This window comes from Pseudomonas sp. SJZ078 (assembly GCF_007828255.1).
Taxonomy (GTDB): Bacteria; Pseudomonadota; Gammaproteobacteria; order Pseudomonadales; family Pseudomonadaceae; genus Aquipseudomonas.
The window spans coordinates 64750-84952 of sequence record NZ_VIUG01000028.1; the positions used below are offsets into that span (position 1 = coordinate 64750).

Sequence of the window (20203 nt, forward strand, 5' to 3'; positions counted from 1 at the left end):
CAATACCTTCTCGCTGGCCGAGGAATGTTCAAACAAAGGAAGAGGCTATGGTTCAAGTTCGCAAACTGGTGTTAGCAATAGCGGCCGCCTCGGCGCTGTCCTCCGGTATGGCGCAAGCGCTCGGGCTCGGGGAATTGACCCTGAAGTCGACGCCGAACCAGCCCCTGGTCGCGGAGATCGAGCTGCTCGATGTCCAGCAATTGACCGCTGCCGAAGTCGTGCCGAGCCTGGCCTCGCCCGAGGATTTCGCCAAGGCCGGCGTACCCCGCCAGGCGTTTCTCAATGACCTGGCTTTCACCCCGGTGATCAATGCCAATGGCAAGAGCGTTCTGCGGGTGACTTCCAGCCGGCCGCTGTCCGAGCCGCTGGTCAAGTTCCTTGTGCAAGTGATGTGGCCCAACGGTCGCCTGCTGCGTGACTACAGCGTACTGGTCGACCCGTCCAAGTTCTCGCCCCAGGCTGCCGAGGCCGCCCGACCGAAACCGCCCCAGGTGGTGTCGACGCCGGTCACTGGCGCCACCAAGTCGTCCCAGTACACCACCACTCCGCGCGATACCCTCTGGGAAATCGCCGCCAAGGCCCGCAACGGCGGGTCGGTCCAGCAGACCATGCTGGCGATCCAGGCGCTGAACCCACACGCTTTCATCGACGGCAATATCAACCTGCTCAAAACCGGCCAGGTCCTGCGCCTGCCAGACCCGGTGCAGAGCACCGCGTTGCCGCAACCCCAGGCCATCGCCGAAGTGGCTGCGCAGAACGCCGCCTGGCGTCAGGGACGCCAGGGCCGTGCGACTGCGGCACCGGGTCGCCAGCAACTGGACGCGACCAAGCGCGGCCAGGGTGAGGCCGTACCGGCACAGACCGCTGGCCGCGATAACCTTAGTCTGGTGACGGCGGAGTCTGCGAAGGCAGGCAAGGGCAAAGGGGCTGCCGGCGATGCCCAGGCCCTGAGCAACAAGCTCGCGGTTACCCAGGAAAGCCTCGACTCGGCTCGTCGCGACAACGAAGAACTGAAAAGCCGCATGGCGGACCTGCAGAGTCAGTTGGACAAGCTGCAGCGCCTGATCGAGCTGAAGAATAATCAACTGGCGAAGATGCAGGCCGAAGGTGCCGCGGTTCCACCGGCCAGCGAGACGCCGCCGGCAATGTCGGCGCAGTTGACGCCCGCACCATCGGCACAGGTCCCAGCGCCTGCGCCTGCGCCGCCAGTGGCGCCTGAAGCGACGACCCCCGAGGCGGCACCTGCGGCTGCTCCGGCCGAGGCCCCGGCGGTATCCAACGAGCAGAAGTACAACGACTTGCTGACCAACCCGATCCTGCTCGGCTTGATTGGCGGAGGTGTGTTGGTCCTGCTGTTGCTGCTGTTGCTGCTCGCCCGCCGCCGCAAGGCCCAGCAAGAAGCCGAGAAACACCTGCGCATGGCTCGAGCCCTCGAGGAGGAGGCCGACTTCTCCCCGGAGCTCGATCTGCCCCCGAGCAGCTTCGAGGGCATTGAAGTACCGGCGCCAAGTGTAAAGCTCGATCCTAAGCCAGCCCCTGCGCCGGCCCCCAAGCCCGTTCCCCGGCCGGCCCCTGTGGTCGAGCCGGTAGTGGTCTCGCCGCCTATTGCCGCGCCATTGGTCGCCCCGGCCGCCGATCGCTTCGACGACGTGCTGGGCCAGGCCCAGGCCCACATCGATCGCGGTCGCTTGAACCAGGCCGCCGATCAGCTCGAACAGGGCATCAAGGCCGAGCCACAGCGCAGCGACCTGCGCCTGAAGTTGATGGAGGTCTACGGCCTGCAAGGCGACCGCGACGCATTTATCGCCCAGGAACGTCAATTGGTGGCCAATGGTGAAAACTTCGCCCAGGTCGAGCAGCTCAAGAGCCGCTTCCCGGCCATGGTGGTTGCCACCAGCGCCACGCTGGCCGCGGCGGCGGTGGCTGCCGAGCTGGACGCCCAGTACGTCAAGGAGTTGCTGGAAGAAACGCCGGCCACCAATGAGGAACTGGACAGCGCCTTCGACCTGAGCCTGGATGACCTGGAGAACACGCCGACGGCGCCGGCACCTGAGCCGGTACCGGAGTTGGATGCGTTCCCGATGGACGACGATCTGAGCTTCGAATCGGTGCTCAAGCAGCAAACCGAAGCCAACGAAAGCCTGGACGATCTGTCGGAGTTCGACCTGGACCTGGGTGCCGATGCTCCGGCACCGGCCCTGGACGACGAGGATTTCCTGCTGGACCTGGGCGACGATCTCAAGGGCCTGGACGAGCCTGCAGCCGACACCTCGGCCTTGCTCGACACTCCAGCCGACGATCTCGAGCTGCCGGCGGATTTCGATCTGTCCCTGGCCGACGAAATGGACGCGCCGAAGGATCCCTTCGAATCCGAGCTGGACGATGTCAACGCCGAGCTGGATCGCCTGTCCGACAGCCTGGGTCAGCCATCCTTCACGGCGGAAGACGCCCTGGCCAGTGTCGAAGACGAGCCGGACTTCGACTTCCTCAGCGGCACCAATGAAGTGGCGACCAAGCTGGATCTGGCCCAGGCCTACATCGATATGGGCGACCACGACGGTGCCCGGGATATCCTCGGTGAAGTCCTCAGCGAAGGGGATGCCACCCAGAAGAGCGAAGCGCAGGAGATGCTCGCGCGTCTGGTGTAAAACTTGGGTTCAGACGCAATCCTGTGGGAGCGGGCTTGCTCGCGAAGGCGGTGTATCAGGCTGCATCAATGCTGGCTGTGCCACCGTTTCGCGAGCAAGCCCGCTCCCACAGGGCCTTGTGAGCGCCGCAAATCCCCTGTGGGAGCGAGCCTGCTCGCGATGAGGCCAGCACCGGATCGACGGTTGCACTGGCATCCCCTCCAACCCGCCTTATAATGCCCGCCTTTGCGTACCTCAGCAGGCTGTAATTCCTTGGCAAACATAGACAACCCGGCCGCCGAAATGGCGGCTGACGGCTTTTTCCGGATCGCCTTGGGCGTTGAATACAAAGGCTCGCGCTATCGCGGCTGGCAGCGCCAGGCCTCCGGTGTCGCGACCGTGCAGGAAACCCTTGAAAACGCGCTGTCCAAAGTCGCCGATTCACCCGTGTCGCTGCACTGTGCCGGGCGCACCGATGCCGGTGTGCATGCCTGCGGCCAGGTAGTGCATTTCGACACCCAGGTCGAACGTTCGATGAAGGCCTGGGTCATGGGGGCCAACATCAATCTGCCCCATGACGTCAGCGTCAGCTGGGCCAAAGTGATGCCGGCGCATTTCCATGCACGCTTCAAGGCCATCGCCCGGCGTTATCGCTATGTGATCTACAACGACCAGATCCGTCCGGCGCACTTGAACGAAGAGGTCACCTGGAACCACCGTCCGCTGGATGTCGAGCGTATGGCCGAAGCTGCGCAGTACCTGGTCGGGGTTCATGATTTCAGCGCCTTTCGCGCCGGCCAGTGCCAGGCCAAGTCGCCGATCAAGGAGCTGCATCACCTGCGTGTGACCCGTCACGGCAAAATGATTGTGCTCGACGTCCGCGCCAGTGCATTCCTGCACCACATGGTGCGCAACATCGCCGGCGTGCTGATGACCATCGGTGCCGGTGAGCGACCGGTGGAGTGGGTCAAGGAAGTGCTCGACAGCCGCATCCGCCGCTCCGGAGGCGTGACGGCGCATCCGTTTGGCTTGTACCTGGTGCAGGTTGAATACCGCGACGAGTTCGAACTGCCAGAGCGTTACATCGGGCCACATTTCCTCACCGGCTTCGCGGAACTCGACGGCTGACGCCCCCCGCTGCATTTGCTACCATCCGGGACTTTCACGGATTCAGCTGGGGTTTGACAACATGTCGGTCGTTCGCAGCAAGATTTGCGGGATCACCCGCGTCGAGGACGCGCTGGCGGCTGTCGAGGCCGGTGCCGATGCCATCGGGCTGGTGTTCTATGCCAAGAGCCCGCGGGCGGTGACCGTGCAGCAGGCGAGGGCGATCATCCAGGCCTTGCCGCCGTTCGTGACTCCGGTCGGCCTGTTCGTCAACGCCAGCCGTTGCGAGCTGGGCGAGATACTCGATGCAGTGCCGCTGGGCCTGTTGCAGTTCCATGGCGACGAGAAGCCAGCCGATTGCGAAGGCTGGCACCGTCCCTATATCAAGGCGCTGCGGGTCAAGGCGGGGGATGATATCGCGGCTGCATGCGGGACGTTCGCCAGCGCCAGCGGCATTTTGCTGGACACTTATGTGGAGGGCGTTCCAGGTGGGACCGGTGAAGCGTTCGACTGGTCACTGGTGCCCCGCGGGCTGAGCAAGCCGATCATACTCGCCGGTGGCCTGACGGCCGACAACGTGGCCGAAGCGATTCGCCAGGTCCGTCCTTACGCGGTGGACGTGAGCGGCGGGGTGGAGCAGGGCAAGGGCATCAAGGATCCGGCCAGGATCCGGGCGTTCATGGCCGCTGTGCGCAGCAGCCAGCCGCCAATGTGACGGCTGGCAGACTGCCGCCGTCCATACCTGCACTGTACACAGCAGGCAGGCGCCGCCTCCGGGCGGGCCGATAGCGTAGTGGCAACCGCGGTGCAGCGGTTGCTGGAATGGTTGAGGAAGGTTGGGCTGCACGCAGGTCATGTCTGGCGCTGACCGTGGTGGCTTTTCGGCCCTCGCCGCACAATGAATTTAGCTCAAGGGCATACGCGGGGCCGCGAACCAGAGCGTTCGGGCCGCCGGTACTGGAGAAAGAAAGCATGAGCAACTGGTTGGTAGACAAACTGATCCCTTCGATCATGCGTTCCGAGGTGAAGAAAAGCTCGGTGCCTGAAGGTCTGTGGCACAAATGTCCATCCTGCGAAGCGGTGCTGTACCGTCCCGAGCTGGAAAAGACCCTGGACGTTTGCCCCAAGTGCAATCACCACATGCGCATTGGCGCGCGTGCCCGTATCGATATTTTCCTGGACGCCGAAGGCCGTGTTGAGCTGGGTGCGGACCTTGAGCCCGTGGATCGTCTGAAATTCCGCGATGGCAAGAAGTACAAGGATCGCCTGACCGCCGCCCAGAAGCAGACCGGCGAAAAAGATGCCCTGGTGTCCATGAGCGGCACCCTGCTGGGTATGCCGGTGGTGGTCTCGGCCTTCGAGTTCTCCTTCATGGGCGGTTCCATGGGCGCCATCGTCGGCGAGCGCTTCGTGCGCGCCGCCAACTATGCCCTGGAAAACCGTTGCCCGATGATCTGCTTCGCCGCTTCCGGCGGTGCGCGGATGCAGGAAGCGCTGATCTCGCTGATGCAGATGGCCAAGACCTCCGCTGTCCTGGCGCGTCTGCGCGAAGAAGGCCTGCCGTTCATCTCGGTGCTGACCGATCCGGTCTACGGCGGTGTCTCCGCCAGCCTGGCAATGCTGGGCGACGTGATCGTCGGCGAGCCGAAAGCCCTGATCGGCTTTGCCGGTCCACGCGTCATCGAGCAGACCGTGCGCGAAAAACTGCCGGAAGGCTTCCAGCGCAGTGAGTTCCTGCTGGAGCACGGTGCCATCGACATGATCATCCATCGTCAGGAACTGCGTCCGCGTCTGGGTAACCTGCTGGCGCAACTGATGGGCCTGCCGACGCCTCAGTACGTCGCCGCACCCATCGAGCCGATGGTGGTTCCGCCGGTGCCTGCCGGGCTATGACCGAACGCACCCTGGACGATTGGCTGGCCTATCTCGAACAATTGCATCCATCTGCCATCGATATGGGGCTGGAGCGCTCGCAAGCGGTCATGTCCCGCATGGGGCTGGGCAAGCCGGCGCCCCGGGTCATCACCGTCACCGGCACCAACGGCAAAGGCTCGACCTGTGCCTTCGTGGCCTCGCTGCTGCGGGCCCAGGGGCTGAGCGTCGGGGTCTACAGTTCGCCACACCTGCTGCGTTATAACGAGCGGGTGCAGGTCAACGGCATCGAAGCCGCCGATGCCGAGCTGTGCGAGGCGATCGCCGCGGTGGACGCCGGGCGGGGCGAGATCTCCCTCACGTATTTCGAGATGGGCACCCTGGCGGCCTTCTGGTTGTTCGCACGTGCCGGCCTCGATGCCGTTGTGCTGGAAGTCGGCCTGGGTGGACGGCTGGACACGGTCAACCTGGTGGACGCGGACATCGCATTGGTCACCAGCATCGGCGTGGACCATGCCGATTACCTGGGCGATACCCGCGAATCCGTGGCTTTCGAGAAGGCCGGTATCTTTCGTCAAGGCGCACCTGCGCTCTGTGGTGACCTCAATCCTCCGCAACCGCTGCTGGACAAAGTCCGGGAGCTGGCCTGTCCGTTTTTCCTGCGGGGACGGGATTTCGACCTGGCGATGACCGAGCTGCATTGGCAATGGCGCGGTAGCGACCTGCAGGGGCGTCCGGTGGAGTTGCACGACCTGCCGCAGCTGGATCTGCCAATGGAGAACGCCGCGCTGGCGCTCCAGGCTTACCTGCTGATGGGATTGCCGTGGGACGCCGGGCAAATCGTCGAAGCATTGCAGGCGACTCGCGTCGTCGGTCGTCTCGATCGGCGCCAGTTCCAATGGCAGGGCAAGCGCCTGAACCTGTTGCTGGATGTCGGTCACAACCCCCATGCGGCTCAGTACCTGGCCGAGCGCCTGGCGCGGCGGCCGGTGGCAGGGCGGCGCCTGGCGGTGTTCGGACTGCTGTCCGACAAGGATCTGGATGGCGTGGTCGAGGCGCTGGATGCTAGTGTCCAGCACTGGGCGGTAACGCCCCTGAATTCGCCGCGCTCACGTCCTGCAGTTGAACTGCAGGCGGCCTTGCAACGCCGTGGCGCTTCGGTGGATGCTTACGGCAGTGTCGCTGCCGCGCTGGAAGGGCAGTGCGCCGTGGCAACGGCCGATGACGAAATCCTGTTGTTCGGATCATTTTTTTGTGTCGCCGAGGCCCTGCAATGGCTGGCCCGGCGCTCCACGGAGGAAGCTGCAGATGGCATTGCTGGATAAGGCATACAAGCAGCGCATGGTGGGGGCCCTGGTATTGGTGGCCCTGGCGGTGATTTTCCTGCCGATGCTGTTTTCCCGTCAGGACGAGCAACGCCAGGTCACGGTCGATGCACCTGCCGCGCCCCAGGCACCATCGGTTCCGCCTGTGCAGGTCGAGCCAGTGACGGTGCCCGAGCCGCAGGCGCTGCCCCAGGAGCCGGTCCCGAGCGACGAAGAACTGGCTGAGCAACCGGCCACGCCTTCTGCGCCGATCCCCGCGGCACCGGCTGTCTCGACCAAGCCCGCTGTCGCGCCAGCGCCAGCTCCTGTGCCGGCGACCCCGGCGGTCAAGCCCGCGCCGACGCAACCGATCACTGCGGCACCGACCAAGCCGGACACCAGCCAGAGTCGTGTGGACGCCAATGGCCTGTCGGTCAGTTGGTCCGTGCAACTGGCCAGCCTGACCAGTCGCGAAAGTGCGGAAAGCCTGCAGAAATCCCTGCGCAGCCAGGGCTACAACGCCTACATCCGTTCCGCCGATGGCAAGAACCGGGTGTTCGTCGGTCCGTTGATCGAGCGTGCCGAAGCCGACCGCCTGCGCGACCTGCTTGGCCGCCAGCAGAATCTCAAGGGTTTTGTGGTGCGTTTCCAGCCGGAGCGCGGCTAAGCGCCTGATTTTACTTACACTGATAATCGCAGCTTACCGACTGCCCTGGGCTCTGCTAAAATGCGCCGCCTTATCCGTCTGTAGGCTGCACCGTGCCATTTACCTGGGTTGACTGGGCGATCGTAGCGATCATCGCCATTTCCGCATTGATCAGTCTGAGCCGAGGCTTCGTCAAGGAAGCGCTCTCGCTGCTGACCTGGATCATCGCGGGAATCGTTGCCTGGATGTTTGGTGGCTCGCTGTCCCAGTACCTCGCCGGATACATCGAAACGCCGTCGGCTCGCGTGATCGCGGGCTGTGCCATCTTGTTTATCGCCACCTTGCTGGTCGGCGCAATGATCAACTATCTGATCGGCGAACTGATTCGCGTCACCGGGCTTTCCGGGACGGACCGGTTCCTGGGCATGGCCTTTGGCGCCGCGCGTGGCGCGTTGCTGGTGGTCGTGGCCGTCGGGCTGCTGAGCCTGGGGCCGGTACAACAGGATTCGTGGTGGCAGGAGTCCCGGCTCGTGCCACAATTTCTATTGGTCGCAGACTGGTCAAAAAACCTGATCCTGGGTTGGAGCAGTCAGTGGCTTGCCAGCGGTATCAGCGTACCCGCTGAAATACCGTTCAAGGAACACCTCTTGCCGCCGGCCAAAACGCCGCAGTGAGTGTTGTTCAGTTCAGATCCATTAAGTAGGGGTTGCGTCGCATGTGTGGCATCGTCGGTATCGTCGGTAAGTCGAACGTCAATCAGGCGCTGTATGACGCGCTAACCGTGCTCCAGCACCGCGGCCAGGACGCTGCCGGTATCGTGACCAGCCATGACGGCCGGTTATTCCTGCGCAAGGACAACGGTCTGGTACGTGACGTGTTCCACCAGCGTCACATGCAGCGCCTGGTCGGCCACATGGGCATCGGCCATGTGCGCTACCCGACGGCGGGCAGTTCGACCTCGGCCGAAGCCCAGCCGTTCTACGTCAACTCGCCGTATGGCATCACCCTGGCGCACAACGGCAACCTGACCAACGTCGAGCAGTTGGCCAAGGAAATCTACGAATCCGACCTGCGCCACGTCAACACCAGTTCCGACTCGGAAGTGATGCTCAACGTGTTCGCCCACGAGCTGGCCCAGCGTGGCAAGCTGCAGCCGACCGAAGAGGATGTGTTCGCCGCCGTGACCGACGTGCATAACCGCTGTGTCGGTGGCTACTCGGTGGTGGCGATGGTCACCGGCTACGGTATCGTCGGTTTCCGCGACCCCCACGGCATTCGTCCTATCGTCTTCGGCCAGCGTCACACCGACGAAGGCGTCGAGTACATGATCGCCTCCGAAAGCGTGTCCCTGGACGTGTTGGGCTTCACCCTGATTCGCGACCTGGCCCCGGGCGAAGCGGTCTACATCACTGAAGACGGCAAGTTGTTCACCCGCCAGTGCGCGACCAATCCGAGCCTCACGCCGTGCATCTTCGAACACGTTTACCTGGCGCGCCCCGACTCGATCATCGACGGTATCTCGGTCTACAAGGCGCGCCTGCGTATGGGTGAGAAACTGGCCGAGAAGATCCTGCGCGAGCGTCCGGATCATGACATCGACGTGGTCATCCCGATTCCGGACACCAGCCGCACCGCGGCCCTGGAACTGGCGAACCACCTGGGCGTTAAGTTCCGCGAAGGCTTCGTGAAGAACCGCTACATCGGTCGCACCTTCATCATGCCGGGCCAGGCTGCACGGAAAAAATCCGTGCGCCAGAAACTCAACGCCATCGAGCTGGAATTCCGCGGCAAGAACGTGATGCTGGTGGATGACTCCATCGTGCGTGGCACCACCTGCAAGCAGATCATCCAGATGGCCCGCGAAGCCGGCGCCAAGAACGTGTACTTCTGCTCCGCGGCCCCAGCCGTGCGCTACCCGAACGTCTACGGCATCGATATGCCGAGTGCCCATGAGTTGATCGCTCATAACCGCACCACCCAGGAAGTCGCCGATCTGATCGGTGCCGACTGGCTGATCTACCAGGACCTGCCGGACTTGATCGAGGCCGTGGGTGGCGGCAAGATCAAGATCGAACAGTTCGACTGTGCGGTGTTCGACGGCAAGTACGTCACCGGCGATATCGACGAGGCCTACCTGAACAAGATCGAAAGCGCCCGCAACGATGCGTCCAAGGCCAAGACCCAGGCGGTCAGCGCGATCATCGATCTGTACAACAACTAAAGTGACGAACCGGCCCTGAGGGGCCGGTTTGCGTTTGACCGATTGCAGGAGTGACAGCATGAGTCAGGATTGGGATGCCGGTCGGCTGGACAGCGACCTTGAAGGCGTAGCGTTCGACACCCTGGCGGTTCGCGCCGGGCAGCACCGCACGCCGGAAGCCGAACACGGCGATCCGATGTTCTTCACCTCCAGCTACGTGTTCCGTACCGCGGCCGACGCGGCGGCGCGGTTCGCCGGTGAAGTACCGGGCAATGTCTACTCGCGCTACACCAACCCCACCGTGCGCGCTTTCGAAGAGCGTATCGCCGCGCTGGAAGGGGCTGAGCAGGCAGTTGCTACTGCCACTGGCATGGCGGCGATCATGGCCGTGGTGATGAGCCTGTGCAGCGCCGGTGATCATGTGCTGGTATCGCGCAGTGTCTTCGGCTCGACCATCAGCCTGTTCGAAAAGTACTTCAAGCGCTTCGGCGTGGAAGTCGATTACGTGGCCCTGGCGGATCTGTCCGGTTGGGATGCGGCGATCAAGGCCAACACCAAATTGCTGTTCGTCGAATCGCCGTCCAACCCCTTGGCCGAACTGGTGGACATTGCCGCGTTGGCGGAAATTGCCCACGCCAAGGGCGCCATGCTGGTGGTCGACAACTGTTTCTGCACCCCGGCGCTGCAACAACCACTGAAACTGGGCGCGGACGTGGTGGTGCATTCAGCCACCAAGTTCATCGACGGCCAGGGCCGTTGCATGGGCGGCGTGGTGGCCGGTCGTAGCGAGCAGATGAAAGAGGTGGTGGGCTTCCTACGCACCGCCGGACCGACCCTCAGCCCATTCAACGCCTGGGTTTTCCTCAAGGGCCTGGAAACCCTGGGCCTGCGCATGAAAGCCCACTGTGCCAATGCCCAGGCTCTGGCCGAGTGGCTGGAGCAGCAGGACAGCATCGAGAAAGTCCATTACGCCGGACTCAAGAGCCACCCGCAGCACGACCTGGCCCTGCGTCAGCAGCGCGGTTTCGGCGCCGTGGTGAGCTTCGAGGTCAAGGGAGGCAAGGAGGGCGCCTGGCGCTTCATCGATGCTACCCGGCTGGTGTCCATCACCGCCAACCTGGGCGACAGCAAGACCACCATCACCCACCCGAGCACCACCTCCCACGGCCGTCTGTCGCCGCAGGAACGTGAAGCGGCGGGGATCCGCGACAGCCTGATCCGCATTGCGGTGGGCCTGGAAGACGTGGCCGACCTGCAAGCCGACCTGGCGCGTGGCTTGGCGGCTTTGTGATCGAGCTGGCAACGCCGCCCAGCGGCACCCATGGCCGGGTTGCACTGGTGACGGGCGCTGCCCGGGGCATTGGCCTGGGCATCGCCGCCTGGCTGATCTGTGAAGGCTGGCAAGTGGTCCTGACCGACCTGGATCGCGAGCGCGGCTCCAAGGTGGCCAGGACGTTGGGTGATAACGCCTGGTTCATCGCCATGGACGTAGCGGACGAAGCCCAGGTCGCCACCGGCATTGCCGAGGTGCTGGGTCAGTTCGGCCGGCTCGATGCGCTGGTGTGCAACGCGGCCATTGCCGACCCGCACAACATTACCCTCGAAAGCCTGGACCTGGCCCACTGGAATCGGGTCCTGGCGGTGAACCTCGGCGGGCCGATGCTGCTGGCCAAGCATTGTGCGCCTTACCTGCGTGCCCACAACGGCGCCATCGTCAACCTGGCCTCGACCCGTGCCGCGCAGTCGGAGCCCGATACCGAAGCCTATGCCGCCAGCAAAGGTGGGCTGCTGGCGCTGACCCATGCCTTAGCGATCAGCCTCGGGCCGGAAATCCGGGTCAACGCCGTCAGCCCTGGCTGGATCGACGCACGGGACCCGTCCCAGCGCCGTGCAGAGCCGTTGACCGACGCCGACCATGCCCAGCATCCGGCGGGTAGGGTGGGCACAGTAGAGGATGTGGCGGCGATGGTGGCGTGGCTGTTGTCGCGCAACGCCGGTTTCGTCACGGGCCAGGAGTTCGTGGTGGACGGCGGCATGACCAAGAAAATGATCTATGAATGAAAGCAGCTTCAAGCCGCAAGCTGCGAGCTGCAAGTAAGAGCGGGGAGGTAGGCTTTTGACCTGCAGCTTGAAGCTTGCCGCTCGACGCTGTTTTTGAAAAAAAACCAATCCTGCTATTGACTTAGCTCCGGCACCTGCGTAAATTTCGCGGCCTCAGCGAAGCAAAGGGTGATTAGCTCAGCCGGGAGAGCGTCTGCCTTACAAGCAGAATGTCGGCGGTTCGATCCCGTCATCACCCACCACGTTCCATGAGAGTCTTGCGAAAGCAGGACGGAAGCTGTCAAAAGCCTCCACCGACGCGCAGCGGTAGTTCAGTCGGTTAGAATACCGGCCTGTCACGCCGGGGGTCGCGGGTTCGAGTCCCGTCCGCTGCGCCATATTTTCCGAGTCAGGTCCGCCTGGTTCGAGATCAAGCCCAAGGGGCTGATCAGACGAGTCAAATGGACGCAAGTCCACAGCGATACGCAGCGGTAGTTCAGTCGGTTAGAATACCGGCCTGTCACGCCGGGGGTCGCGGGTTCGAGTCCCGTCCGCTGCGCCATATCTGCTTCGAGGACCACTGAACGCCTTGAAGCCAGGAAGAAAGCCGAAACGCCTCTTCTGATCGATAGCAAAGACCCTGGTCGAAAGACCGGGGTTTTTTGTTTCTGCAATTCAGAGCACGCCTGCGATCATTCCAGTTTCTGAAAGAGTGGATTGTAATTTGTGCGGATTCCGTCGCAGGAGCATCGGAGGGATTATGAGCGCTCACGCTCACCTCCGCAGGGGGTGAAAGAACCCTGACCGTAGCCGCTGGCGCGAATTGTCGTCGCGTGCGCGAGGTGACCTCGAATGGATAAAGTCTCGACTTCGCAACCTTCCCCTTGGCATGAGGGTGAATTGACTTTGCAACGCGCAGTCGGTGCGGTCGACATGATGGTGGGTGTCGGCCAACGACAACTGGCCCGCTCGTGGATGCCGGACCAACATCGTGAGTTCTATGCCCAGTTGCCCTTCGTAGTACTGGGAACTGTCGATCGGCAAGGCGATGTATGGGCGACGATTCGCACGGGACAACCGGGCTTCATGAATTCCCCCACGCCGGAACGCCTGCATATCAGCCTCCCGCCGCAGCCCGACGACCCGGCCCAGGAAGGCATGCAGCAGGGCGATGCCATCGGCATGCTCGGCATCGAGCTGCATACCCGTCGACGTAACCGCATGAATGGCAACGTACTGCGCCAGTCGGATGAGGGTATTGAAATCGCCGTGACCCAGGCCTACGGCAATTGCCCGCGCTACATCAATCTGCGCCAGTACGCCTTCGTCGATGAGGCGGCGGGCGCCGTGCTTGAGTTGACCGGCGCGGACCCGCAGGTGCGTCGCATGGTCACCGCTGCCGACTCGTTCTACGTCGCGACCTACGTCGTGCGCGACGGCCAGAACCAGGTCGATGCCTCGCATCGCGGCGGCAAGCCCGGTTTTGTGCGAATGGAAGCAGACGGGACGCTGACCATTCCGGACTTCTCCGGGAACCTGTTTTTCAACACCCTGGGCAACATCCTGCTGAACCCCCGGGCCGGTCTGGTATTCATCGACTTCCAGAGCGGTGACCTGTTGCAAATGAGCGGTTCAGCCGAGGTGCTGCTGGACAGCCCCGAAATTGCCGCGTTCCAGGGCGCCGAGCGGCTATGGCGCTTCAAGCCACAGCGTGTTGTCTACCGTCAGGCCGCAATCCCGTTGCGTTGGACGGACAGGGCCGAGGGAGCCTCACCCAACTCGATGATGACGGGCAGTTGGGAGCAGGCGGCGGAGCGTTTGCAGGCCGAAGCCTTGCGCAGCCACTGGCGCTCGATGCGGGTGGAGCGCATCGTGGATGAGAGTCGCGGTATTCGCTCGTTCTATCTACAGGCCAGTGATGGCGCTGGCTTGCCCGGATTTGAACCGGGGCAGCACCTGCCTGTGCGGGTTCGGTTGGAAGGGCAGCAGGCGCCGGCCATCCGCACCTACAGTGTGTCCAGTTCACCGTCGGACGAATTCTTGCGCATCAGTGTCAAACGCGACGGCTCGGTGTCTTCGCATCTGCATGATCGGATTCAAGTCGGGGACCAGATCGAAGCCCGGGCGCCCCAAGGGGATTTCACGGTCCAGGCCTCCGAGCGGCGTCCATTGGTATTGCTGGCCGCGGGGGTTGGCATTACACCGTTGCTGTCGATGCTGCGCGAAGTGGTCTATCAAGGGAAACGCATCAATCGCATGCGGCCGACGTGGCTGATACAAAGCAGCCGTTCAGTCGCCGACCTGGCCTTCCGCGATGAGATCGACGAACTGGTGGCCCGTGCGGGCGACAAGATCAAGGTCCTGCGTGTGATCAGTCAGCCACCCATCGACGGTTCGGCCGACCGCTACGACAGGGCCGGCCGCATCGATGTCGAACTGCTCAAGACCTTGCTCCCGCTGAATGACTACGACTACTACCTGTGCGGGCCGGGGAGTTTTACCCAGGCGCTGTACGATGGGCTGCGCGCATTGCGCATTCCGGATGATCGCATCCACGCGGAAACCTTCGGCCCGTCTACGCTGGTTCGTGACATTGAAGTCAGCGTGCCAGCGGCCGAACAGGTGCCCATGGCCGATGAAGCGGTGAAAATCCTGTTCGCCACCTCGGGCAAGGAAGCGCGCTGGGAACCCGGTGCCGGGACGTTGCTCGAACTGGCGGAAGCACGGGGCCTGAATCCGGAGTTCAGTTGCCGCGGAGGTTCCTGCGGCACCTGCAAGACCCGGTTGAGCAGTGGTCAGGTGCATTACCTGAACATGCCGGCGCAACGATTGGAGGCGGACGAGGTGTTGATCTGTTGCGCAGTGCCGGCGCAGGGGAGTGAGACGTTGGTGTTGGACGTTTGAGGCGGTTGGAGGTGTTCGCTCAATCGGGTGCCTTCAGCAAGTTCGACAGGCGGGTCAGCCCCTGGGTCAACTCCTCGAAAGATGGCCCCCCAAGACACGGGCGAATGCCAGTCATCGGCTCATCGCGATCCACCATCAGCGATTCTGGTGCCGTCACCCTGATGCCCGCCTGTGCCGCCGCCTTGGTGAAGGAATCAGCGGCGTCGCGGGGCATCGGTAGCCAGATGTGATAAGCGTCCGGATGCGAAACGAGTGCGGCCTCGTCGAGCAATGCGGTGGCGAGGCTTGTCCTGCGTCGCGCTTCGTGACGCAAGTCCTGCTGGATTGAAGCGATCACGCCGTTGGACAACCAGTCCTCTACCACGGCGCAGGACAATGGCGACGGGCCCAGGGGAATATCCTGCAAGGCTTCCTGCGCGGCACCGTGCAATTCGGCGGGCAGGGTGAGCATGCCGATCCTCAACCCGGGGCCGAGGGATTTGGACAGACCGTTGACGTGCAACACCCTCTCGGGCGCCAGCGTCGCAAGGGCAGGTACTGGCGCAGATCCCAGCGCATAGACACCATCTTCAATGATCCACGCACCCGCTTGTCGACAGACCTCGACAATAGCCTGCCGTCGCGCCGCACTCATCGTCGCCGTGGTGGGGTTGTGAAGCGTAGGGGTGAGATAGACCACTTTGCTGGCAGTCGTTGCGAGACGGTCGAGGGCGTGCACGAGAGCCTCCGGCAGCATGCCTTGCGCATCGATCTCGACCCCCTGCATCTGATGGCCTTTGCGCCGGGCCAGGGCAATCGCGCCGGGATAGGTGAGGCGTTCGGTCAGGATCACTCCGTGGGGGCCGCAGGCGAGATCGAAAGCCAGCGAAATGGCTTGGCGGGCATTGCCCGTCAGCACCAGATGGGACGGTTCGACCACGATGCCGAGGGTTTCCAGCCAACGGGCCAACAGGCGACGATGTTCCAGATGACCGGCGGGAGGTGAGTACAGATTGAGATGGTCGGCGTCGATCTTGCGCGCGATCCCCGTCAAGGTCCGCGCCAGGAGGCGGCTCGTCAACATGGCGGGCGGCACGTTGGATGAAAGATCGATCAGCCGCTGCTCGTGTGCCTGCAGGATGGCCACGAACGTTGCCCGACCCTTGACGCTGCGCACCAGCCCCCGCCGTTCCAGGGCAGCATAGGCTTTGGTCACCGTACCCAGCCCGATCCCCAGTTGCCAGGCGAGCTGCCGATGGGCGGGGAGGCGGTCGCCACTTTGCAATCGGCCTTCAACGATGTCGTCGGCCAGGGCGCACACCAGGCGTTCCGATGCGCTCGCGTCGATGTCCGCAAGGCGAGGTGTCCAGGGCGATTGAAGGTGCATTGTGGTACCCGTTGAACGAATAGTGTCGCGTGACACTATTTCAATAGTCATGAAGTGTCACGCGCATTATGGTGCTTGCGGAACAACGGTTCAGTTGTTCGGAACGACGGAAACGCCGCGCGTCCCGGACGCCTCTTGAGGACATTCCAATGCTCGATCATTCGGTCATGCTCGCCTTTGGCAGCTACATCCTTGCCGCCGCCAGCCCGGGCCCGAGCAATATGGCGATCATGGGCGTGGCGATGCGCGACGGGCGCGCCCACGCCTTGGTCCTGGCATCCGGCGTCATGACCGGTTCACTCTTATGGGCATTCCTGGCGGCGACGGGCATCTGCGCATTGTTGGCCGCTTATGCCCAGGCGCTTTTCATCATCAAGGCGGTGGGCGGGGCCTATCTGCTCTACCTGGCGATGCGCGCGGGCAAGGCTGCCATGGCATCGACACACGACAGCGCCGAGACGGTTGCCGGGCGGGAGGCTCGGCGTTATCTGCCGTTGTACCGCCAGGGCGTACTCATGCACATCGGCAACCCCAAGGCCATCATGTCCTGGATGGCGATCATGTCGCTCGGGCTCCGTGAAGATGCGCCAACCGGCACCTTGCCTGCAATCATCGGCGGTTGCGCCTTGCTCGGCATCATCATCTTCGGCGGCTACGCCATCGTGTTTTCGACGGCCAGGATGATCGCCGGCTACACCCGGCTGCGGCGTTGGATTCAAGGGCTTTTCTCTGCATTGTTCGCGGTCGCGGGATTGAAGCTTCTCCTGTCCTCCCATTGATTTCTGCATTTTGAAGCCCAGGAAAACGAAGGGAGGATGCCTTGGAACCTGTGATTCAAATCATCGACGTGTTTGGCGCCGAGCCGTTCTCCGGCAACCCACTGGCCGTGGTGATGGGGGCCGACGCGCTGGAGACTGCTGGCATGCAACGGCTGGCCCGCTGGTTCAACCTGTCGGAAACGGCCTTCGTGTTATCGCCGACGCACCCGGACGCGGATTACCGGGTCAGGATCTTTTCGTTGGAGCGGGAGTTGCCGTTTGCCGGGCACCCGACATTGGGAAGTTGCCATGCCTGGCTTTCGACTGGCAGCAAACCCATGAATGAGGTGCACATTGTCCAGGAGTGCGGCGCTGGGCTCGTGGTCATTCGTCGTGATCAAGGCCGGCTTCGCTTTGCCGCTCCTGCGTTGATTCGCTCCGGAACTCCGTCAGGGGAAGAGTTGAGCGAGGCATTACAACTGCTGCGGATAGATCCGTGCGACGTTGTCGATGCGGCCTGGGTCGATAATGGTCCCGGATGGCTGGGCATCCGACTGGCCTCGGCCGAGCAAGTCCTGGCCCTGCAAGCAGCACAGAACTGGCCGCGCAGAATCGACGTTGGCGTGATCGGGCCGCATTCCAGTGGTGATACGGCTTTCGAGGTCCGGGCCTTTTTCAGCAACCACCTGGGCGCCATCGTTGAAGACCCGGTCACGGGCAGCCTGAATGCCTCGCTGGCCCAGTGGCTGTTCGAGACCGGCCTGGTTGAGCAGGCCTATGTTGCAGCTCAAGGCACCCGTCTCGGTCGCAAAGGGCGCATCCATGTGCGTCGCGATGACGCCGGCCAGGTCTGGATTGGCGGTGAAACGTGCACTCAGGTTGAGGGGAGGTTACAGGGGCTTTTTGAACATCAGCCCCTTGATTGAGCGGCCCCATCCATCACGTGGGGCCGCCGAGTGCGGGTTTCACACCCCAAGCTTGTCCCGCAATCCGTAATACCATGCGCCCAACGCAGCGAAGGGCGTGCGCAATAACTGGCCACCAGGGAAAGGGTAGTGGGGCAGGTCGGCAAACGCATCGAAACGCTCGGCCTGGCCGCGCAGTGCCTCGGCCAGTACCTTGCCCGCCAGATGCGTATAAGTCACGCCATGGCCGCTGCAGCCCTGGGAATAGTAGATGTTGTCCCCCAGGCGCCCGACCTGCGGAAGACGCGACAAGGTCAGCAGGAAGTTTCCGGTCCAGGCGTAATCGATCTTCACATTCTTGAGTTGCGGGAACGCCTTGAGCATCTTCGGCCGGATGATCGCTTCGATGTTCGCCGGATCCCTCGCGCCATACACCACGCCACCGCCGAAGATCAGGCGTTTGTCGCCCGTCAGCCGGTAGTAGTCGAGCAGGTAGTTGCAATCCTCGACACAATAATCCTGGGGCAGGAGGCTATGAGCCAAATCGTCACCCAACGGCTCGGTCGTGATCACCTGCGTGCCGCAAGGCATGGACTTGGCCGCCAGCTCCGGCACCAGGTTGCCCAGATAGGCATTACCGGCCACGATAATGAACTTGGCCCTGACCTTGCCCTGCGGCGTATGCACCACCGGGCTGGCACCGCGCTCGATGCGCACCGCCGGCGACTGTTCATAAATCACCCCACCCAGGGACTCCACGGCCGCCGCCTCACCCAGTGCCAAATTGAGCGGATGGATGTGCCCGCCGCTCATGTCCAGCATGCCGCCGACATATTGATCGCACGCCACCACCTCGCGGATACGCCGCTGATCCAACAGCTCCAGCTGGGTATGGCCGAAGCGCTCCCATAAACGCTTCTGCGACTCCAGATGGCCCATCTGTTTAGCTGTAAGAGCCGCGAATACACCGCCGTCCTTCAGGTCGCACTGAATCTGATACTTCGCCACCCGCTCGCGAATGATCCGCCCACCCTCGAACGCCATATTACCCAGCAACTGTGCCTGCTGCGGGCCGACACTGCGCTCGATCACATCAATGTCGCGGCTATAGCTGTTGACGATCTGCCCGCCATTGCGGCCCGAAGCGCCAAACCCCACCTTGGCGGCCTCGAGAATCGTGACCTTGAAACCGTTCTCCAGCAAAAACAGGGCAGAGGACAGGCCGGTATAGCCTGCGCCGATCACGCACACATCAGTCTCGATGTCATCCTGCAGGGCCGGGCGGGGCGGCACCGGGTTGGCCGACGCGGCGTAATAGGACGCTGGATAAGGTGTGTTCGCCATTCTGCAACCTCTGTTTTATATTTTTTACGAGTGCGCAGATCCTACCCGAGATAAAAATCGGCCGCCAGCCACCTCCAAAATCTCCATCCCTTGGGGGAAATTAAATATTTTGCATATTCATAGGGTTAGGTGAAAAAAAAGGTGTTGACACCCCTTCGGAATTCCGTAGAATGCCGCCTCACAGCAGGCACGTAGCTCAGTTGGTTAGAGCACCACCTTGACATGGTGGGGGTCGTTGGTTCGAGTCCAATCGCGCCTACCAAACAAAATCCGCTCTGCTGGGCGGTCTAGAAGGGCTCACCGAAAGGTGGGCCCTTTTTTGTTGTCTTGGATTTCATCAGAACGTCCAAAAAAATATCGGGTTCGTTCACACTGGGCAATGTGAGCGCCGAAAACCTCCTTTCTTCTATGCCGTAACAACATACCAAGAGAATCGCAATGAGAGCATGGACAGCTGCTGCACTGCTGGCTCTGGCTGGGGCAACAAATGCATGGGCAGGAGAAGACTACCGCTGCACGATTGAAAGCACCGTAGCTGCAAAAGAGAAGCCGATAAACCGAATCTACATCGACAAACAATTCACTGTGGAAAGACAGACTGGATTGATGGCAGGAGTCTTGAAGAACTCCTATGTCACCGATCCACAAGTCGTTGACTACGGATCGACGGAAAATAGCTACAAGGTCGTAGTGACCATGCGGAGAGATCAGGGGGCGGGAGTCGGTTCAAGCATCTATGCACTGACAATCAACGAGTACGACGAGGGCGACAGAAAACCCTTCATCTTCCTGCAAAACGACGAAGCGTTTCTCGGTTGGTGCGAGCATTTCTGATGTGGTTTCCCAAAATTCCGCCAAAAATAGTGGCTCCGAGTTAGGAAGGCGCCCCCTTCATCCTGAAAATAGTCGATATGGCCTCTTCGGTCGCTTTCAACGTTCTTGCCCCTCTAAATTAATTCACCTGTGAGTGAACGGGGGACAGACCACGATAATGAGACGGGTCGATTACAAGTGAACTCAAATTGTGGTCTGTCCCTGAGGGATCCCCACAAATCTATTCCAATGCCTGCGCCTCTTGATGTACCTCTGCTCGCAACGCGTGCTCAAGTCTCTCCAAAGTTTTTCGAGAG

Annotated in this window: 16 protein-coding genes and 4 tRNA genes; 18 read left to right on the forward strand and 2 right to left on the reverse strand. The window is 62.3% G+C overall.

Annotated elements, in window-relative coordinates; translation table 11 throughout:
- Window positions 1-47 precede the first annotated feature (47 nt).
- The 14 genes from FBY02_RS21585 to FBY02_RS21650 all read left to right on the forward strand — a co-directional run bounded on the left by FBY02_RS21585 (window position 48) and on the right by FBY02_RS21650 (window position 14700).
- Window positions 48-2648: a FimV/HubP family polar landmark protein gene (locus tag FBY02_RS21585; protein WP_144930185.1), complete on the forward strand. Its 2601-nt coding sequence runs from the start codon at window positions 48-50 to the stop codon at window positions 2646-2648.
- Between the two features lie 282 nt (window positions 2649-2930).
- Window positions 2931-3755, forward strand: a complete 825-nt coding sequence (truA, locus tag FBY02_RS21590; protein WP_144930197.1) for a tRNA pseudouridine(38-40) synthase TruA — start codon at window positions 2931-2933, stop codon at window positions 3753-3755.
- Window positions 3756-3816: 61 nt separating this feature from the next.
- Window positions 3817-4449 carry a phosphoribosylanthranilate isomerase gene (locus tag FBY02_RS21595; protein ID WP_144930186.1) on the forward strand — a complete coding sequence of 211 codons (633 nt, stop codon included), beginning with the start codon at window positions 3817-3819 and terminating at the stop codon, window positions 4447-4449.
- A gap of 257 nt (window positions 4450-4706) precedes the next feature.
- The gene (gene accD, locus FBY02_RS21600) at window positions 4707-5627 is read left to right on the forward strand and encodes an acetyl-CoA carboxylase, carboxyltransferase subunit beta (RefSeq protein ID WP_024779156.1); all 921 of its coding nucleotides are present in this window, start codon (window positions 4707-4709) and stop codon (window positions 5625-5627) included.
- Complete coding sequence (gene folC, locus FBY02_RS21605; protein WP_144930187.1) at window positions 5624-6931, forward strand: bifunctional tetrahydrofolate synthase/dihydrofolate synthase; 1308 nt, start codon at window positions 5624-5626, stop codon at window positions 6929-6931. Before accD ends, folC begins: the two co-directional genes overlap by 4 nt.
- The gene (locus tag FBY02_RS21610; protein ID WP_047700580.1) at window positions 6915-7577 is read left to right on the forward strand and encodes an SPOR domain-containing protein; all 663 of its coding nucleotides are present in this window, start codon (window positions 6915-6917) and stop codon (window positions 7575-7577) included. Before folC ends, FBY02_RS21610 begins: the two co-directional genes overlap by 17 nt.
- A gap of 92 nt (window positions 7578-7669) precedes the next feature.
- Window positions 7670-8230: a CvpA family protein gene (locus FBY02_RS21615; RefSeq protein ID WP_144930188.1), complete on the forward strand. Its 561-nt coding sequence runs from the start codon at window positions 7670-7672 to the stop codon at window positions 8228-8230.
- A 41-nt stretch (window positions 8231-8271) separates the two neighbouring features.
- Window positions 8272-9777, forward strand: a complete 1506-nt coding sequence (gene purF / locus FBY02_RS21620; RefSeq protein WP_144930189.1) for an amidophosphoribosyltransferase — start codon at window positions 8272-8274, stop codon at window positions 9775-9777.
- Window positions 9778-9835: 58 nt separating this feature from the next.
- Entirely contained in the window at window positions 9836-11047 is a 1212-nt protein-coding gene (locus tag FBY02_RS21625; protein ID WP_144930190.1) for an O-succinylhomoserine sulfhydrylase, read from the forward strand.
- On the forward strand, window positions 11044-11817 hold the full coding sequence (locus FBY02_RS21630; protein WP_047700584.1) for an SDR family oxidoreductase: 774 nt from the start codon (window positions 11044-11046) through the stop codon (window positions 11815-11817). The genes FBY02_RS21625 and FBY02_RS21630 overlap by 4 nt, the downstream gene beginning before the upstream one ends.
- Before the next feature lie 166 nt (window positions 11818-11983).
- Window positions 11984-12059: transfer RNA gene (locus FBY02_RS21635), tRNA-Val, on the forward strand.
- Window positions 12060-12117: 58 nt separating this feature from the next.
- Window positions 12118-12194, forward strand: a tRNA-Asp gene (locus FBY02_RS21640).
- Between the two features lie 87 nt (window positions 12195-12281).
- Window positions 12282-12358, forward strand: a tRNA-Asp gene (locus FBY02_RS21645).
- 290 nt (window positions 12359-12648) lie between these two features.
- Window positions 12649-14700, forward strand: coding sequence for a pyridoxamine 5'-phosphate oxidase family protein (locus FBY02_RS21650; RefSeq protein WP_144930191.1), 2052 nt, complete (start codon window positions 12649-12651; stop codon window positions 14698-14700).
- Window positions 14701-14719: 19 nt separating this feature from the next.
- On the opposite strand, the gene FBY02_RS21655 is transcribed toward FBY02_RS21650, so the two are convergent.
- On the reverse strand, window positions 14720-16066 hold the full coding sequence (locus FBY02_RS21655; protein ID WP_144930192.1) for a PLP-dependent aminotransferase family protein: 1347 nt from the start codon (window positions 16064-16066) through the stop codon (window positions 14720-14722).
- A 149-nt stretch (window positions 16067-16215) separates the two neighbouring features.
- Here FBY02_RS21655 and FBY02_RS21660 point away from each other — a divergent pair, with 149 nt between their 5' ends.
- Together FBY02_RS21660 and FBY02_RS21665 are read left to right on the forward strand one after the other, a co-directional pair.
- Window positions 16216-16845 (forward strand): LysE family translocator, encoded by a 630-nt coding sequence (locus FBY02_RS21660; RefSeq protein ID WP_144930193.1) that lies wholly within the window; start codon window positions 16216-16218, stop codon window positions 16843-16845.
- Window positions 16846-16886: 41 nt separating this feature from the next.
- On the forward strand, window positions 16887-17750 hold the full coding sequence (locus FBY02_RS21665) for a PhzF family phenazine biosynthesis protein (RefSeq protein ID WP_144930194.1): 864 nt from the start codon (window positions 16887-16889) through the stop codon (window positions 17748-17750).
- A gap of 39 nt (window positions 17751-17789) precedes the next feature.
- Here the strand turns inward: FBY02_RS21665 and FBY02_RS21670 are convergent, their stop codons facing one another.
- The gene (locus tag FBY02_RS21670; protein ID WP_144930195.1) at window positions 17790-19073 is read right to left on the reverse strand and encodes an FAD-binding oxidoreductase; all 1284 of its coding nucleotides are present in this window, start codon (window positions 19071-19073) and stop codon (window positions 17790-17792) included.
- 185 nt (window positions 19074-19258) lie between these two features.
- Here FBY02_RS21670 and FBY02_RS21675 point away from each other — a divergent pair.
- A tRNA-Val gene (locus tag FBY02_RS21675) sits at window positions 19259-19335 on the forward strand.
- 176 nt (window positions 19336-19511) lie between these two features.
- Window positions 19512-19907, forward strand: coding sequence for a hypothetical protein (locus FBY02_RS21680; protein WP_144930196.1), 396 nt, complete (start codon window positions 19512-19514; stop codon window positions 19905-19907).
- Window positions 19908-20203 lie beyond the last annotated feature (296 nt).